Source organism: Dokdonia sp. Dokd-P16, from assembly GCF_003095655.1.
Lineage (GTDB): Bacteria > Bacteroidota > Bacteroidia > Flavobacteriales > Flavobacteriaceae > Dokdonia.
Genome location: NZ_CP029151.1, coordinates 3254581 through 3271215 on the forward strand (window position 1 = coordinate 3254581; position 16635 = coordinate 3271215).

The window sequence follows — 16635 nt, forward strand, 5'->3', positions numbered from 1 at the left end:
ACATGATGTAGTACGCTTTCGCGAAAGCGCACTAACAACCTACCAATATGGATAAAAAACAAGAATTTCTAGAATTCATTAAAGCAGGAAATACGTTTAAGGGAGACTTTATAACGATGGGAGCTGCGATGCTAGATGGTGAGACTATTACAAATGCACACGTAAAAGTGCCTCTTAAAACCTTGAATCGTCACGGTCTTATAGCCGGAGCAACTGGAACTGGTAAAACAAAAACACTACAAATAATAGCCGAAAACTTATCTGACAAAGGTATCCCTGTACTTTTAATGGATATGAAAGGTGATCTATCTGGTATTGCAAAAGCAAGCCCAGGACATGCTAAGATAGATGAGCGCCATGCAAAAATTGGAGTTCCCTTTGAAGCAAAAGATTTTCCCGTAGAACTTCTCACACTCTCAGATCAAAATGGGGTGAGATTAAGAGCTACGGTAAGTGAGTTTGGACCTGTGTTATTTTCTCGTATTCTTGATGCTACTGTTGCACAATCTGGTATTATCTCTATTCTCTTTAAATATAGTGATGATAATAAATTGCCTTTACTAGATTTAAAGGATTTCAAAAAAATCTTGCAGTACGCTACTAAGGAAGGTAAAGAAGAGATAGAAGAAAATTACGGAAGAATATCTCCTGCTTCTTCTGGATCTATCTTACGTAAGATTGTTGAGCTAGAACAACAAGGAGCAGATATCTTTTTTGGAGAAAAATCTTTTGATACAGATGATCTTACTAGAAAAACTGAGGATGGCCGTGGCGTTATAAACGTGATTCGACTTACAGATATTCAAGACAGACCTAAACTGTTTTCTACATTTATGCTAAGCTTGCTGGCAGAGATTTATTCTACCTTTCCAGAACAAGGAGACAGCGGTAAACCAGAGCTTGTAATATTTATAGATGAAGCACACCTTATATTTAAAGAAGCCTCAAAAGCACTTCATAGCCAGATAGAAAGTATAGTAAAATTAATACGTTCTAAAGGAGTTGGAATTTATTTTGTAACACAGAATCCAACAGATATTCCAGACGGAGTATTGAGTCAATTAGGTCTAAAAGTGCAACACGCTTTACGTGCATTTACTGCAAAAGATAGAAAAGCAATAAAACTTACTGCCGAAAACTATCCAGATTCTCCATACTACGATACCAAGTCCGTACTTACCTCGTTAGGTATAGGGGAAGCATTAATATCTGCCCTTGATGAGAAAGGTCGCCCTACTCCACTTGCTGCAACAATGTTACGAGCTCCTATGTCGCGTATGGACGTGCTTACTCAAAAAGAGATTGATAGTATTAATGATAGATCTGAACTAGTAGAAAAGTATAGCGAACTCACAGACCGCGAGAGTGCTTACGAACTTTTACAGAAAAAGATAGACAAAGCAAACGAATCTGAAGCAAAGGAAAAAGCCAAAGAAGAACGCGCCAAAGCAACAAAGTCCTCTTCTAGATCATCTAGTTCAAAAAGCACACAAAGTGCTGGTGCAAAAGCATTAATTAAGGTTCTTACCAGCGCTACAGTGATACGCGGAGTATTTGGAATACTTGGTAAAATGCTTAAATAATTAGAAATTATTAAAATGATTAAAAGCTAACCTAACGGTAGTTTTATTACAAATAATCGCATCCATCACACATGAGGTGCATCTATATTTTATGAAAAAACACATTATAACATTATCACTTTTAGGACTTATACTCGCAAGCTGTAGTAATTCTGGCAACTTTAGCATCTCAAAGGAAACTGTAGGGCCACTTACAAAGACTACCAAGGTAAGCGAACTAAAAACAACTTTTGCAAATGATAGTCTTGTAGATGCTACAGGAGCTACAGACTTTAAAACGCCACAAGGATATGTGACCGTTTTTGAAAAAGGAGGTAAAAAGCTATTAGAACTAGGTCCAAGTTCAAATGAAAGTGATGCTACTATCAACTATATTCGAGTATATGATGAACGCTTTAAAACAACCGAAGGTATCACTACCAAAAGCACTTTTAAAGATATTCAAGATGGTTATAAAATCAAGCGCATAGACAACTTGATATCTACTATAGTTGTTCTTATTGAGGATAATGACATCTTCTTTACAATTGACAAAAAGCACCTTCCATCTGAGCTTATGTTTGATACACAATCAAAAGTAGAGTTATCTCAAATCCCAGATGATGCACCTATTAAATATGTTCAAATAAGCTGGTAATGAGTAAAAAATATAAGATTCAGAAAAGTCCTTTTGTAGTTCCTACTACAGATGGTAAATTAATAGAAGAACACTGGGGTCGTGCTACAGACGGTAATACTGCTGTAAGTATTGCTCATATGATTGCTCCGCCAGGATGGAGTGAGCCATTTCAAACTCCAGAGTTTGATGAGTATACTTATATTATACGTGGTAAAAAACAATTTATCATAGAAGAAGAAACATTAATACTAGAAACGGGGCAAAGTATTAAAATAGAGCGCAACACAAGAGTGCAATACAGCAATCCATTTAATGAGGAATGTGAGTATATGTCTATTTGTACTCCTGCATTTTCGCCAGATTCCGTTAACAGAGAATAATATTACTATTGAAAAAGTCACTACAACGCCTTATACCTAAACTTATAGGGGCAAAAATTAATAGCATTAGTATTGTAAATCCTGCAGCAGCAGCGCAGCAGTCATTTAATATCTTTTGTACGCCACGCAAAGGCAGGCCTTTTGGTGAGCAAATCCCATATTTAGAACAACCAAAATTTGAAAAATTAGATTCTGGATCCTGTGAACTTCAATCTTATCGATGGGAAGGTACTGGTAAAAAGGTTCTTCTCATTCATGGCTGGGAAAGCAATACCTACAGATGGTATAGACTTATAGAAGATCTACAGAAAGAGAATTATGACATCTATGCAATAGATGCACCTGCTCATGGATACTCAACTGGAAATTTACTTAACGTCCCAAGATATGCTCAGGCGATAGAAACTGCTATCAATGCTTATAAACCTGATCACATTATCGCGCACTCGATAGGTGGTCTTGCTACGGTGTTTCATCAGTTTACTTATAAACCTGAAGGCTTGACATCTGCTGTAATCTTAGGGTCTGCTTCAGAGCTTCAAGAAATTATGGTGGGCTATAAGGCAATTCTTGGCTTGAATAATAGAACTATGACCGCCTTAGAAAAATTAGTCAAGGAATTATTTGGCTATAATTTTAAAGAATTTTCTGGAGCTACTTTTGCAAAATCTCTCACCCTACCGGCGTTGATTATTCATGATAAGTATGATAAAATTACGCCTGTCTCTGCTTCACAAAATATCCACAAAAACTGGAAAGGGAGCACCTACATTGAAACGGAAGGCTACGGGCACTCCTTATATCAAGAAGAAGTACGTAAGCATATTATAGATTTTTTAGCTTAAGTCTTCTATATCCTCAATGTCATCTTGAGAACTTTTAGGACCTTCATTGTGTACATTTAAGTCATAACCCACATAAAAACCTAATGGTTCATCTATGATTAATTTAACTTGTGAAGCAACTTGACCAGTATGAAATGAAAAATGCTCTACTGCGTGAAGCACAAGTCCTATTCCAGAATAATTGAATCCTTGCACTTGTCTTTTATTCAAAAGATTTTCAGGCAATGCATCTTCTATTATTATAGTCGCAGACTGGACTGTAAGCAACAATTTTTGAAGAAGCTCATCTCTCGTATACCCGTCTTCTGTTGAAAACTCCAACTCACGATCACGCTCATCTGGCTTACCTCCAAGGCCAGATATTATATACTGAGTAAGATTGCCACAGATATGTAATAGTTGGTTACCAAGTGTATTGAGCGCTTGATTTTGCTTTATCCAAATTTCATCTTCTGAGATTTTGGATAAAGCAATACTAATCATACGCACATTCTCGTCTAAACGAAAAATAGCATTTTCTTTAAAATCTTCGTGCCAGCTACTTTGCATACTACGCCTTTGTTTCTAAAATATAATTCTCTAGCTGCTTTAATGAGATTCTGTTCTCATAAATAGCTTTTCCTATAATCGTCCCTTCGCAACCCATTGCCGCAAGCTTAGGAAGCTCATCAAAAGTAGAAATTCCGCCTGATGCGATTAGTTTCAAATCTGGCGTACTTTTTAATATCTCTTCATATAAGTCAAAACTAGGACCTTCAAGCATACCGTCTTTACTTATATCTGTACAAATAACATAAGACACTCCTTCCTTGTTGTAAGAGTTTATAAACTCTACCACATCATCATCAGACTCTTCAAGCCATCCAGAGATTGCAATTTTTCTATTATGAGCATCTGCTCCCAAGATAATTTTATCACTCCCAAATTTTGATAGCCAGCTCTTAAATGTCTCTGGATTTTTTACAGCAATACTTCCTCCTGTAATTTGAGAAGCTCCACTTTCAAAAGCAATCCTTAAGTCCTCATCTGTTTTCAATCCTCCGCCAAAATCTACTTTTAAACTCGTATGAGAAGCTATTTGTTCCAGAATTTTATGATTTACAATATGCTTACTTTTTGCACCATCCAGATCTACAAGATGCAAGTGTGTAATCCCGTGAGCTTCAAATTGCTTTGCAACCTCAAGCGGATTTTCATTATACACTTTCTTCGTTGCATAATCACCCTTAGAAAGACGTACACAAGCTCCCTCTATGATATCTATTGCAGGTATAATTCTCATAATTCTAAAAAGTTTTTAAGTATTTGTTCTCCCACACTACTAGATTTTTCTGGGTGAAACTGTGTTCCATAAAAATTATCTTTTGTAAAAGCACTTCCGTAAGGAATTCCATAAGAGGTGGTTGCTATGGTTTCGGTGGTTACTGGAGCATAAAAACTATGCACCATATAAATAAATGATCCATCCTCTACTCCTTTAAATAATGGAGATTTAAGATCTGTGATCTTGTTCCACTGTATTTGTGGGACTTTTACGCTTTCGCGAAAGCGTAACACATCTACATCAAAGATTCCTAGCCCTTCTGTATTACCTTCTTCAGAACGGTTACACATAAGTTGCATCCCAAGACAGATTCCTAAAACAGGTTGCTTTAAGGTAGGAATCACTTTATCAAGACCTGTTTCTCTCAGTTTTGACATGGCACTACTCGCCTCGCCTACTCCTGGAAAAATCACCTTATCTGCCAAACGAATTTCTTCTTCATCATTGCTTAAAGTGGCTTCAAATCCTAAGCGCTCTATCGCAAATTTTATGCTCTGTATATTACCAGCGCCGTAATTAATTATTACTATTTTCATTACAGCATACCTTTTGTGGATGGTAAAATCATCTTATCTGCATCTCTCTTTACAGCTACTTTAATAGCCTTTGCAAATGCTTTAAAGATGGCTTCTATTTTGTGGTGCTCGTTTGTTCCTTCGGCTTTGATATTAAGGTTTGCCTTTGCACCATCTGTAAACGATTTAAAGAAGTGATAAAACATTTCTGTAGGCATTTTACCTATCATCTCACGATTAAAATCTGCTTCCCAAACTAGCCAGTTTCTTCCTCCAAAGTCTATAGCAACTTGCGCAAGACAATCGTCCATAGGCAAGCAAAAACCGTAACGTTCTATTCCTAATTTATTTCCTAAAGCGATGGCAAACACTTCTCCAAGGGCAATTGCTGTGTCTTCAATAGTGTGGTGTTCATCTACTTCTAGGTCTCCTTTTACTTGGATATCTAAATCCATTTGCCCATGACGAGCAATTTGATCCAGCATATGGTCAAAGAATGAAAGCCCAGTATCAATATTTGATTTACCAGTACCATCTAGATTAAGTGTGATGTTTATGTCTGTCTCGTTTGTTTTTCGCGAAAGCGTAGCAACACGTCTTTCTAACTTAAGAAACTCATAAATCTTTTGCCAATCATTAGTCTCTAAGGCAATATCTTTATTTAAATCATCTTGTGAGATAGTGATTTCTCCCGTACCAAGATTAGTATCATCATTAATAAATATCCCTTTTGCTCCTAAGTTTATTGCTAGTTGCATATCTGTAAGGCGGTCACCTATTACAAAAGAGTTAGCAAGATCATACTCCTCAGAAAAGTATTGAGTTAATAAACCTGTTCCAGGTTTTCTAGTGTTTTTATTTTCGTGCGGAAATGTTCTGTCTAAAAACACATTATCAAAAACAACTCCTTCGTTTTCAAAAGACTTCATTATAAAATTATGCACTGGCCAGAATGTATCTTCTGGAAATGATTCTGTACCTAAACCATCTTGATTTGTAATCATCACAAGCTCATAATCGAGCTCCTGCGCAATCTTACCTAACCAAGTAAAACACTTAGGGTAGAATATCATTTTTTCAAACGCATCGATTTGTTCATCTACCGTTTCTTTAATCATTGTACCATCACGGTCTATAAAAAGGACTTTTTTAGCCATTATTCTAATGTATTTAATGCGTTTATAAGTTGTGTGTTTTCTACTGTAGTTCCCACTGTAAAACGTAGTGTATTCTCACACAAAGGTTGTGTGCTTCTGTTACGTACAACAATCCCAAGAGCTATAAGTTGCTTGTAACGCTCGTTTGCATCATCTACTCTTGCTAGAATAAAGTTTGCGTCAGATGGAAAAATCTCTTTAACAAATGGTACTTCTTGTAAGACTTTTGATAAAGCCGCTCTGTTCTCTAAAAGCGTATTTATCTCTGTATCTATAGTTTCTGTTTGCATCAACCTATTATAAGCTCTCTCTTGTGTAAGAGCGTTTACATTATAAGGAGGTTTGATTTTATTTAATACAGTAATAATCTCATCACTTGCAATGCACAAGCCTAAACGTATACCTGCAAGGCCATACGCCTTAGATAGTGTTTGCGTGATTATTAAATTAGGATATTGAGATAATTGTTTTGACCAACTTTCTGTAGTTGCAAAATCTATGTATGCTTCATCAAGAATTACTAGACCTTTAAAAGTTTCTAAAATCTCAATAATAGGAGCTGCATCAATCACGTTACCTGTTGGATTATTAGGCGAGCAAATAAAAATGAGCTTTGTATGCTCATTTATGGCAGCCAAAATACCCGCGGTATTAAGTTGGAAATCTTGATTAAGTAAGACTTCCGTATTTTTAATATCATTAGTTCCAGCAAGCACCTTGTACATTCCATATGTAGGTGGCACAGTGATGATTTCATCCTTACCAGGAATACAAAATGTTCTAAATATAAGGTCAAGCACTTCATCACTACCGTTACCCAATAACAACTGGCTCTCAGAAATATTGCGCTGTGCAGCTATAAGACTTTTTAAAGTGCGCTGCTGCGGATCTGGATATCTATTTACACCATTTTCAAATGGATTTTCATTTGCATCAAGAAATATCATTTCCTTATCAAAATCTGTAAACTCATCTCTAGCAGAGCTATAAGCTTGCATGCTTGCCACGTTAGGACGGACGAGACTAGAGATACTAAAGGTTTTATTCATACTAAAAGGTGTAGCTTATTGTAATTTTTTAAGTCTAAGAGTTACTGCATTTCTATGTGCATCAAGTCCTTCTGCAGCAGCCATAAGCTCAATAGCTGGACCTATATTTTGAATCCCTTTTGGTGATATTTTTTGAAAAGTCATAGACTTCATAAAACTATCAAGATTTACGCCGCTGTATTGTTTTGCATAACCATTAGTAGGTAGCGTGTGATTTGTTCCAGATGCATAATCTCCAGCACTCTCAGGCGTATAATTACCTATAAATACAGATCCTGCATTCATGATATTATCCACATAAAAGTCTTCGTTTTCCATGCAAACAATAAAATGCTCTGGGCCATACTCATCAATTAATGCTAAAGCGGTTTCATCGTTTTCAACATATATCAGTTTACTGTTTTCGATGGCTTTTTCTGCAATATGCTTTCGCGAAAGCGTACTCATCTGCATTTCTACTTCTTTTTCAACATCGTCAATGAGTTTACGAGAAGTTGCCACTAAAATAACTTGACTATCAACACCGTGCTCTGCCTGGCTTAATAAATCTGACGCTACAAAACTCGCATCTGCCGAATCATCTGCCACCACTAATAACTCTGAAGGTCCAGCAGGCATATCGATTGCTACACCATGCTTTGTTGCTATTTGTTTTGCAACTGTGACAAACTGATTTCCTGGACCAAATATTTTATATACTTGAGGCACCGTCGCTGTTCCAAAAGTCATCGCAGCAATCGCCTGGATACCTCCTACTTTAAAAATTTTAGTAACTCCGCTCAGCTTTGCGGTGTATAAAATTGCAGGATTTACATTTCCATTTTTATCCGGAGGTGTACAAAGTACAATTTCTTTACAACCGGCAATATTTGCAGGAGTAGCAAGCATCAATATTGTCGAAAATAATGGCGCTGTTCCTCCTGGAATATAAAGTCCTACTCTTTGAATAGGTCGTTTTTCTTGCCAGCAATCTACTCCATCTGTTGTAGTAACTGCTACTCTAGAAGTCTTTTGAGCTGTATGAAAACGTTCAATATTTCCTTTTGCTAGCTGTATCGCCTCTTTTAATTCTATAGATAACGAATTTTCAGCATCTCGTATTTCATGATCAGATACAGTGATAGTATCTAGCGTAACATTATCAAAAATGGACGTGTATTTTGCAACCGCCTCATCTCCCTTTAACTTTACCTCTTTGAAGATATCGTTTACTGTAGCCTCGATATCATCTACTGTTTGAGTAGGTCTTTTAAGGATTTTCTCCCACTCACTTCTTTCTGGATTATAGATCTTATTCATAGCAAAATAAATTTATAGTACCATTTTTTCAATAGGACACACTAAAATACCTTCGGCTCCAGCAGATTTTAAATTATCTATAACATCCCAAAAACTATTTTTATCAATTACTGAGTGTACACTACTCCAATCCTTTTCGGCTAGAGGTAAAACAGTAGGGCTTCTCATTCCAGGAAGCATCGCTATAACATCATCTAGCTTATTGTTAGGAACATTCATAAGTACATACTTACTACGCTCACCTGTAAGAACAGCTCTAATGCGAAACTTAAGCGTATCAAGAATAGCTTCTCTTTCTTTTGTAATGGTAGGAGAAACTGTCAATACTGCTTCTGAAGTAAGCATTTGCTCTACTTCTTTAAGGTTATTTTTAAATAATGTGCTACCACTAGAAACGATATCACAAACAGCATCTGCAAGTCCTATACTTGGTGCGATTTCTACAGATCCATTAATAATGTGTAACTCTGCTTTAACACCCTTACTATCAAGATATTCTTTTACGGTGTTAGGATAAGAAGTTGCAATGCGCTTACCTTCAAAGTCCTTAACAGAATTGTATTTCTGTCCTTTAGGAATAGCAAGTGAAACTTTACACTTCGAAAAACCTAATCTCTCTACTATGGCTAAATCCTTACCTTTTTCAATTAAAGTGTTTTCACCTAAGATTGCGATATCTACGACACCATCTCTTAAGTATTGAGGTATATCACCATTCCGTAAATAAAGTACTTCTAATGGAAAATTTCTAGCAGTTGCTTTGAGTTGGTCTTTACCATTATCAATAGAGACACCACAATTTTTTAATAATTGTAATGATTCTTCATTAAGGCGTCCAGATTTTTGAATAGCAATTCTAATTTTTTGACTCATGATAATTTTTTAATGTCCAAATTACTCAAAAGAAAAAACCCGCTTGAGTAATTCAAACGGGTTTTTAATATGAAATATATACATACTCTTTACCTCGCTTGAGCGATGATTGAAGTATGATGGTGATGTGTATTGTTATTAATCATTGTGGTACAAATTTAAGAAGTTCTTTGTTAAAAACAAGTGGATAACCTGATTTAATTAATTCTTAACATTGATAACTTTTCTGTAACTTTGAAGATAGTGCTATTACCTATAATAGTGCTCGCTTAGCATAATCGATGAAGGGATTTTTTGGGGCATTCTTCGTTTTTTTACTATGGACTTCTGGCTGTATTTACTTTGTAAGTACAAGAGAGGCTACTAGTGACAGTGCCGTACAACAAATTGTTGAGGAGAAAGATAATTCAGAAAAAAGTATCCTCAATCCAAAAGACCAACAATCACCTCCCCGAGAAGTTTCTAAAACTAGGTCGACAAAGACTCGTTTTGCTCCAGATAGTTTAGATTTATATGGAATTGAACATGAGACCTCTTCCCTACTTGCAGAAGAAATTCAAAAATCTATTGCAATTAGTGATACTATAGATATTACAAAAGATGAGCCTGCGTTAGAATTTGAAAAGGAACTTAACTCATTTATGGGCCCTTCTTTTTCTAGCAATATCTTTTACCCTCGTTATAACAATACAGATCTTATACTTGATAAGGAATTAGTTGAATATGCGACAGAGCTTAGACAACTATTGAAAGAGAATCCTGATAAAAAGGTTACCATACTAGGCCACACTGATAATGTAGGAAGCAGTAAGGATAATTTTAATCAAGGACTTAAAATGTCTCGACAAGTAAAATGGTATCTCACGGCAAGAAGAGGAATACCTAGGCGTAAGATAACAGCAACATCCCGAGGTGAAGAAGAACCAATAGCAAATAATGAGACACTCTCTGGCAGACAAGAGAATAATAGAATAGAAATTATAGTAGATTAATATGAGTGTATCACAAGAGGCTATATCAATACCAGTTGCATACATAGAGACATTTGTAATGACTCTTGTTGCCTTTTTAATTGGTTATATAGGTTCGCATTTATACAGTAAAATTGTTCTTAAGAAGAAACTTGCAACTCAAAGTGATACTATAAAAAACCTAAAAGAGACTATTGATAATCTGCAAGACGAACTAGACCGCAAGGCAGATGGTGTTTTTAGAAAAGATAGAATGGATGAAGAGTTTGATCATCTCAAGGTGAGAAATCGAGCCTTTTCTCAAGAAGTTATTTCTGAGAAATTAGTAGAGAAAGATTATACAGACCTAATTAATTTTGAAAGAATAGGTAAAGCTTCAGTTTCTGATAAAAATGAACTTCAACAAATTATAGGTATAGGACCTTACACTGAAGCAAAATTAAATGAGTTAGGCATTTACACTTTTGATCAAATAAGTAGATTGACCAAAGAAGATATTGAAATTATAACTAAGCTTATTAAATTTTTTCCAGATAGAATTAAAAATGATCGATGGGTAGCCAAAGCAATCAGGCTCAAAGAACAATTACTGGAAGATACTCAAGATCCAAAAAAAAAGATGAAGCATAAAAAAACCACCTATTAGGTGGTTTTTTTATAAGTACTATTGATGTCTAGACTTAATTAATCTTAACTCCAGATTCATTAAACTCAATATCCATATTCTTTCCTTTTCTCTTAAACTCTACATCGTAAAACAATCCTTTTTCGGCGCTTTGAACGCGTTCTATTTCTGTTATTTCTTCGTCTGAGTAATTATCATCTATCGCTTTTTGAACAACTTTAGGCAGGTCATCTTTCTCTATACTTACCTCTGTCTCGATCCATGAACCGTTAGGACTAAAGTCTGCTCTGTGACGTACTCCATCTATTCTAAACCTAGATTCATAGTTCCCATTTGAATCAACGTGCCAGTCTGGATCATTCTCTCCTGGATATTTTGCTTGAAACGTTTTCTTTACTGCTTCAGGTGCATAACCCTTTTCGCTATTTTGACTTTCTACGTTTTGACCACAGCTTATAGCAATTATGAATCCAAACAAGAAAAGTATTTTCTGATATCTATACATAAAAAAATCTTTACAATCCACACGTGAATTCGCGTGGACTGTAAAGATATAAGCTTTCGCGAAAGCGTCATCTTAACGCTTTCTTATAGTTTTATGAAGTATTCTAATTATTTCCTAAAATTAATGGAAGTCCAGAATCCCCTGAACCAACAACGATAACTTTAGAATTAGGTGACTTTGATAACTCTATAGTTGCATCAATTCCTTTGTCTTGAAGAATTTTATCTGTCAAAGAAGCACTTAAAATCTTATTTGCATCTGCTTTACCTTGAGCTTCAATACGCACTTTTTCTGCTTCTTTAGATGCTGTTACAAGTCTAAACTCGTACTCTAAAGATTCTTGCTCTTGTCTTAGTTTTCTTTCAATTGCGTCTTTTATAGTATTAGGAAGCGTCACGTCTCTTACTAATACCTCATTAAGTTGCACATATTGCTTAGACAAAATAGCTTTAGTTTCTACAAATATTTCGTCCTGTATAGCATCTCTTTTACTTGAGTACAATTGCTCAGGTGTATACCTACCTACTACACTACGTGCTGCAGATCGTATAGCTGGCTGGATTACTCGTTGTAAATAATCTTTACCTAGTGTTTGGTGTAGATTTCCTAAATCTTTGCGCACTGGCTCATACCAAGCCGAGGCGTCAATTTGTATTTCTAATCCATTAGACGATAAAACTTTCATTTTTTCAAAAAGCTCTTGTTGTCTTACTTCATAAACGAATACCTTATTCCATGGTGCAACTAAGTGAAATCCTTCACTCATAGGTGGCTCATCTGTCACCACACCATTTCCAAACGTTTTAAATAATACTCCCGCCTCTCCAGAATCTATGGTTACAGCAGATTTTGTAACTAATACTAATAAAATAATGATACCTATAACTATAGGTACGCCAATCTTTGGTAATTTTTCCATAATAATTTTTTGATTTTTATTTACGTGAGTCCGTTATACTTGCGCATAAACCACTCAATAGAAAGTAGTAAGGCTATTATAAATAATAACCATTTCCAATCTATTAAAGGTACGATTTTTTCCGTGCTTTTCTGTATAGGTTTGTATCGAGTATCTTTCAAAAGATCTTCAATAAGTTGGTCTCCTGTTGCGCTCGTATAAAGGGCTGCTGCTGTATTAGACGCTAGAGTACGTAGTTCTGTTACATTTGCATTTAAGAATTGTTGTTCTATCTCAAAAGAAACTATTGTAAAACTACCAGATCGAGCGAGTCCTTGATCTATAACCGACACTGTAAACTTGTAATTACCCGGCTCTAGATTATTCATCGCAACCTGATATGTATTCTTATTAAGCAATAACGGTATATCTGTCACTTTACCTGTCTCTTCATGGACTACACGTATGGATAAACGTGCTCGTGTATCAAAGGTGTAATTTTTATCAAAGTACTGCGCATATAATGTGACATCACCATTCCCATAATAGAAGGACTCATAATCTATATTGAGACGACTCTTTTTCTTATTTGATGCTGCATATTGCACGAGATTATCAATAAAATTGTCAAAATCTTCAAAGCTGTTATTATTAATAAAACTCTGTGCTCTCCATCGCCACAAGCCTTCTCCTAGAATGTATACTTCGCGCTGTCCATTTGTATCAGTAGTTGCTATAAGTGGATTTTCAGTATTTAAAGATCCTATAGTTTGGGTCAGTGCAACATCTACTTCTGTCTTAAAATTAACGTCACCAAAGCTTGTCTTTAACGGCGGAAAGTCAGCAAAGCCTATATCTTCTATCACAAAAGCAGAGAAATTCACATTGAGTTCGCCTTGTACTTCCTCTTGCTGTCCAGTGATTTCTTGATTAATGGTATTCTGGAAGGTATTTACAGCATTCCAATCTGTATTTGCGCCAGCGACTGTAATACTATTTTTGGATAACGAAGTAAGTTGCTCATAAACATTCTTGAAACGTGCATCTGGCTGATACAATATTACTAGCTCATAGTCATTGAGCTTACTTATACTTTCTAGAGGGTTTGAAAAAGTAACCGTGCGTAGTCTGTTACTCTCTATACTCTTTTTAAGCATACCCACATCTGGATGAACGATGTTACTTACTATAAGAACATTCGTTTTTTGATCGATAACTTCAATCGCAAAGTTCTTACTATTGTTTTTTATGTTTTTCTCTGTCGTATTAGGTGCAAGCTGTATAGCATATTGCCTAACTCCTACGCTCGTTGCAGGTAATAGCAAATTGAAAACCTGTGATTCTTTGTCTGGACTAAAAGTAACTCGCTCAGAATGTACTACTGCCCCTCCTGAAGTAACCGTTAATTGTGAGCTTACTGTATTGTTCCCGTTATAAGTGGCAAAAATCTCTACCGGAAACTTATTATTGATATAGGCATATCTATTTACGTTTATCTGCCCTAATTTAAGATCATCGTATGTAATTGTATCTCCTAGAACTACAGGATATATCTGCTGATTGAGGTTTTTTGAGGTGTATTGATAAGCCTCACCATAGGTTTGATTCCCATCGGTGAGTAAGATAACTGGTGCTATTTCTGTACCGTAAATGTCTTCAAGACTATGAAGAACATTAGAAATGTTAGTCTGCTTTTCCTGAAAATCTAAAGTATCTAAACGTTTAAATTCTTGACCGAAACTATAAAACTGTACGTCAAAAGCATTGTTTAAAGATTCGCTTTCGCGAAAGCGTGATACTAAATCACTACTCTCATCATCATATTCCAAGTGTTTAATACTTGCCGTATTATCTACAGCTACCGCTAGTGATGGTTTTACGGTAACGTATGTAACTTGTTTATAAGAAGGATTAATTAAAATAATAAGCAATCCAAAAACGCTTAAAAATCTTATAAGCGCATAAACTTTATTCCGGCTGGTCTTATATTTTGCCTTATAAAAATACTGAAAAACCGCTATTCCCAAGGCGAGAATAGCAGCTCCAATAATTAATAATAATGTTTCTGTTTGCAAATGTTGTGGTTGTTCTTATCTCAAATACATTGAGAATGGGCAATAGACACGTAACTCGTAAATTACGTAAGCATTCCTCCATCTACATTAATAACTTGACCTGTGATGTATGCACTCATATCACTAGCAAGAAATACGCAAGTGTTTGCAATATCTTCTGGGCTTCCACCGCGTTTTAATGGTATAGACTGTCTCCATCCATCTACAGTAGCTTCATCAAGTTTACCTGTCATCTCAGTCTCGATAAATCCGGGAGCAATCACGTTTGTACGTATGTTACGAGAACCTAGCTCAAGTGCCATAGACTTAGAGAAACCTATCATTCCAGCCTTTGAGGCAGCATAGTTTGCTTGACCAGCATTTCCTTTTACTCCTACCACAGAACTCATGTTAATGATACTTCCTTTGCGAGCTTTAAGCATCGTGCGCTGCACAGCTTTAGTCATATTAAAGATAGACTTAAGGTTTACCTCTATTACGTTGTCAAAATCCTCTTCAGACATACGCATAAGGAGATTATCCTTTGTAATACCTGCATTATTTACAAGAATATCAATAGTTCCAAAATCTTCAAGCACGTTCTTCACAAGCACTTGAGCCTGCTCAAAATCTGCTGCATTACTTTTATATCCTTTGATTTTTACACCTGTGCTTTCTAAACTTTTCTCTAGTTCATCTGCCGCGGCAGATGATGAACTGTATGTAAAAGCAACATTTGCTCCATGTTGAGCAAATACTTCTGCGATTCCTTTTCCTATGCCACGGCTAGCACCAGTGATGATAGCTGTTTTTCCTTCTAATAATTTCATATTAAATGCTATGAATAGACAGTTAACCTATTATAATTACTGTCTGAGGTTATTTTTATTGATCTAATTAGTTTAAATATTAGGTTGTATCGTCACGCTTTCGCGAAAGCATACATCGCTAAATTTACTTACTCAAATATAAGAATTACGATACCGACTAGAAACAAAAAAACCTCCCTAAAAAAGGAGGCTTTTTTATAATGTATCGTAAAATTATTTACCTAAAACTTCGGCAACTTTTTTACCTATTTCTGCTGGGCTATCCACAACGTGAATACCACATTCTCTCATTATTGCTTTTTTAGCTTGAGCTGTATCATCAGATCCTCCTACAATTGCTCCTGCATGACCCATAGTACGTCCTGCTGGTGCAGTTTCACCTGCAATAAAACCAATTACTGGCTTCTTGCTACCGCTTTCTTTGTACCACTTTGCAGCGTCACCTTCAAGTTGACCACCTATCTCACCTATCATTACAACAGCTTCTGTTTCTGGATCATTAATAAGCATCTCTACTGCTTCTTTTGTAGTAGTTCCTATAATAGGATCTCCTCCAATACCGATTGCTGTAGTAATACCAAGACCTTGTTTTACAACCTGATCTGCCGCTTCATACGTAAGTGTTCCAGATTTTGAAACAATACCTACAGTTCCTTTCTTAAATACAAAACCTGGCATGATACCTACTTTTGCCTCACCTGGAGTAATAACACCTGGACAGTTAGGTCCTATAAGGCGACACTCTTTTGTAGAGATATAGTCTGATGCTTTGATCATATCTGCAACAGGGATACCTTCTGTAATTGTGATAATCACTTTGATTCCTGCATCTGCAGCTTCCATAATTGCATCTGCAGCAAATGCTGGCGGTACAAAAATAATAGTAGTATCTGCTCCTACTTTTTCTACTGCTTCTTGAACGGTATTAAAAACAGGCTTATCAAGATGTGTTTGTCCTCCTTTTCCTGGAGTTACACCACCTACTACGTTTGTTCCATAATCAATCATCTGGCCCGCGTGGAAAGTTCCTTCGCTACCTGTGAATCCTTGAACAATTATTTTCGAATCTTTATTAACTAAAACGCTCATCGGTTTGTTTTAAAATTTT

General features: G+C 35.9%; 18 protein-coding genes. 6 read left to right on the forward strand and 12 right to left on the reverse strand.

Features of this window, described 5'->3' with window-relative positions; genetic code table 11:
• The first annotated feature begins 47 nt into the window (after window positions 1-47).
• The 4 genes from DCS32_RS14475 to DCS32_RS14490 all read left to right on the forward strand — a co-directional run bounded on the left by DCS32_RS14475 (window position 48) and on the right by DCS32_RS14490 (window position 3427).
• Window positions 48-1583, forward strand: coding sequence for a helicase HerA-like domain-containing protein (locus DCS32_RS14475; RefSeq protein WP_108878932.1), 1536 nt, complete (start codon window positions 48-50; stop codon window positions 1581-1583).
• Between the two features lie 91 nt (window positions 1584-1674).
• Window positions 1675-2220 (forward strand): hypothetical protein, encoded by a 546-nt coding sequence (locus DCS32_RS14480; RefSeq protein WP_108878933.1) that lies wholly within the window; start codon window positions 1675-1677, stop codon window positions 2218-2220.
• Entirely contained in the window at window positions 2220-2582 is a 363-nt protein-coding gene (locus DCS32_RS14485) for a cupin domain-containing protein (RefSeq protein WP_108878934.1), read from the forward strand. The genes DCS32_RS14480 and DCS32_RS14485 overlap by 1 nt, the downstream gene beginning before the upstream one ends.
• An 8-nt stretch (window positions 2583-2590) precedes the next feature.
• Window positions 2591-3427, forward strand: coding sequence for an alpha/beta fold hydrolase (locus DCS32_RS14490; RefSeq protein WP_108878935.1), 837 nt, complete (start codon window positions 2591-2593; stop codon window positions 3425-3427).
• Here DCS32_RS14490 and DCS32_RS14495 read toward each other — a convergent pair.
• From DCS32_RS14495 to hisG, 7 genes are read right to left on the reverse strand one after another with little or no spacing between them, the layout of a single operon-like run.
• Window positions 3419-3976 carry a DinB family protein gene (locus DCS32_RS14495; protein WP_013752046.1) on the reverse strand — a complete coding sequence of 186 codons (558 nt, stop codon included), beginning with the start codon at window positions 3974-3976 and terminating at the stop codon, window positions 3419-3421. The genes DCS32_RS14490 and DCS32_RS14495 overlap by 9 nt on opposite strands.
• A 1-nt stretch (window position 3977) precedes the next feature.
• On the reverse strand, window positions 3978-4709 hold the full coding sequence (gene hisA / locus DCS32_RS14500; protein ID WP_108878936.1) for a 1-(5-phosphoribosyl)-5-[(5-phosphoribosylamino)methylideneamino]imidazole-4-carboxamide isomerase: 732 nt from the start codon (window positions 4707-4709) through the stop codon (window positions 3978-3980).
• Complete coding sequence (hisH, locus tag DCS32_RS14505; RefSeq protein WP_108878937.1) at window positions 4706-5287, reverse strand: imidazole glycerol phosphate synthase subunit HisH; 582 nt, start codon at window positions 5285-5287, stop codon at window positions 4706-4708. The genes hisA and hisH overlap by 4 nt, the downstream gene beginning before the upstream one ends.
• Window positions 5287-6423 (reverse strand): bifunctional histidinol-phosphatase/imidazoleglycerol-phosphate dehydratase HisB, encoded by a 1137-nt coding sequence (hisB, locus tag DCS32_RS14510; RefSeq protein WP_108878938.1) that lies wholly within the window; start codon window positions 6421-6423, stop codon window positions 5287-5289. The genes hisH and hisB overlap by 1 nt, the downstream gene beginning before the upstream one ends.
• Window positions 6423-7472 (reverse strand): histidinol-phosphate transaminase, encoded by a 1050-nt coding sequence (hisC, locus tag DCS32_RS14515; protein ID WP_108878939.1) that lies wholly within the window; start codon window positions 7470-7472, stop codon window positions 6423-6425. The genes hisB and hisC overlap by 1 nt, the downstream gene beginning before the upstream one ends.
• Before the next feature lie 15 nt (window positions 7473-7487).
• Window positions 7488-8771 carry a histidinol dehydrogenase gene (hisD, locus tag DCS32_RS14520; RefSeq protein ID WP_108878940.1) on the reverse strand — a complete coding sequence of 428 codons (1284 nt, stop codon included), beginning with the start codon at window positions 8769-8771 and terminating at the stop codon, window positions 7488-7490.
• Between the two features lie 12 nt (window positions 8772-8783).
• Window positions 8784-9644, reverse strand: coding sequence for an ATP phosphoribosyltransferase (gene hisG / locus DCS32_RS14525; RefSeq protein WP_108878941.1), 861 nt, complete (start codon window positions 9642-9644; stop codon window positions 8784-8786).
• A gap of 281 nt (window positions 9645-9925) precedes the next feature.
• Here hisG and DCS32_RS14530 point away from each other — a divergent pair, with 281 nt between their 5' ends.
• Window positions 9926-10636, forward strand: coding sequence for an OmpA family protein (locus DCS32_RS14530; RefSeq protein WP_108878942.1), 711 nt, complete (start codon window positions 9926-9928; stop codon window positions 10634-10636).
• A gap of 1 nt (window position 10637) precedes the next feature.
• Window positions 10638-11261 carry a hypothetical protein gene (locus DCS32_RS14535; RefSeq protein ID WP_108878943.1) on the forward strand — a complete coding sequence of 208 codons (624 nt, stop codon included), beginning with the start codon at window positions 10638-10640 and terminating at the stop codon, window positions 11259-11261.
• 34 nt (window positions 11262-11295) lie between these two features.
• Here DCS32_RS14535 and DCS32_RS14540 read toward each other — a convergent pair whose 3' ends face one another.
• From DCS32_RS14540 to sucD, 5 genes are all read right to left on the reverse strand, one after another.
• On the reverse strand, window positions 11296-11745 hold the full coding sequence (locus tag DCS32_RS14540) for a PepSY-like domain-containing protein (protein ID WP_239057530.1): 450 nt from the start codon (window positions 11743-11745) through the stop codon (window positions 11296-11298).
• A gap of 103 nt (window positions 11746-11848) precedes the next feature.
• Window positions 11849-12664, reverse strand: a complete 816-nt coding sequence (locus DCS32_RS14545; protein ID WP_013752036.1) for a prohibitin family protein — start codon at window positions 12662-12664, stop codon at window positions 11849-11851.
• Window positions 12665-12684: 20 nt separating this feature from the next.
• Complete coding sequence (locus DCS32_RS14550; protein WP_108878944.1) at window positions 12685-14718, reverse strand: hypothetical protein; 2034 nt, start codon at window positions 14716-14718, stop codon at window positions 12685-12687.
• A gap of 62 nt (window positions 14719-14780) precedes the next feature.
• Window positions 14781-15527, reverse strand: coding sequence for a 3-oxoacyl-[acyl-carrier-protein] reductase (fabG, locus tag DCS32_RS14555; RefSeq protein WP_108878945.1), 747 nt, complete (start codon window positions 15525-15527; stop codon window positions 14781-14783).
• A gap of 213 nt (window positions 15528-15740) precedes the next feature.
• Window positions 15741-16616, reverse strand: coding sequence for a succinate--CoA ligase subunit alpha (gene sucD, locus DCS32_RS14560; RefSeq protein ID WP_108878946.1), 876 nt, complete (start codon window positions 16614-16616; stop codon window positions 15741-15743).
• Window positions 16617-16635 lie beyond the last annotated feature (19 nt).